1 protein-coding gene and 1 pseudogene are annotated in these 700 nt (G+C 35.0%); both read right to left on the reverse strand.

Annotated features, from left to right (window positions below; genetic code table 11):
- Positions 1 to 250: pseudogene (locus IDG60_RS18610) on the reverse strand (lyase family protein); the annotation flags it as partial.
- On the reverse strand, positions 240 to 700 hold a 461-nt coding region (locus IDG60_RS18615; protein WP_206161048.1), incomplete at its 5' end, for an adenine nucleotide alpha hydrolase family protein. The gene IDG60_RS18615 and the pseudogene IDG60_RS18610, both read right to left, overlap by 11 nt.

Genomic DNA, 700 nt, shown 5'->3' on the forward strand with positions numbered 1-700 from the left:
CTTCTAATGATGCACTAAATTGAATTTGATCTTGATGATAATCATGTTGAATAGATTTTAGTCCTTGTATAATTTGTTCGCTGTCTTGTTGACTAATAATGCCTTGATTCGCAAGCATAGTTGCATGTGCAATGCTGCCTTCGATATCTTGATTTATGAGCGTTTGATCAAAAGTAATGGATGCGTTAAAGTCGTCAACCCACTCTTCAGGTTGTACTTCAAATCTACCGCCCCAAGCTTTATTGCTCATTGCTATAGCCTCCATGTAGCATCGAATTTACTTGAGTAGGTAAACCATAGATATCGATAAAGCCAACAGCAGCGTCTTGATTAAATGCATCTTCTTTTGTATAAGTTGCTAATTTTTCATCATATAATGTGTAAGGTGATTTTCTACCATTTACGATGGCATTACCTTTGAATAATTTAATTCTGACATCACCACTTACGTATTGCTGAGTACTATCAATAAATAATTTTAAGCTATCAGTTAAAGGTGAGAACCAAAGTCCATTGTATAGTTGTTCAGCAAATTGCTTCTCGATGATTGGTTTAAAGTGTGCGACATCTTTCGTTAACGTAATCGTTTCTAATGCTTTATGCGCTTTTAAAATAACTTCTGCAGCAGGTGCCTCATAAATTTCTCTTGATTTGATACCTACAAGTCTATTTTCTACATGGTCAATTCTTCCGATACCAT

Source organism: Staphylococcus sp. EG-SA-2 (assembly GCF_017152085.1).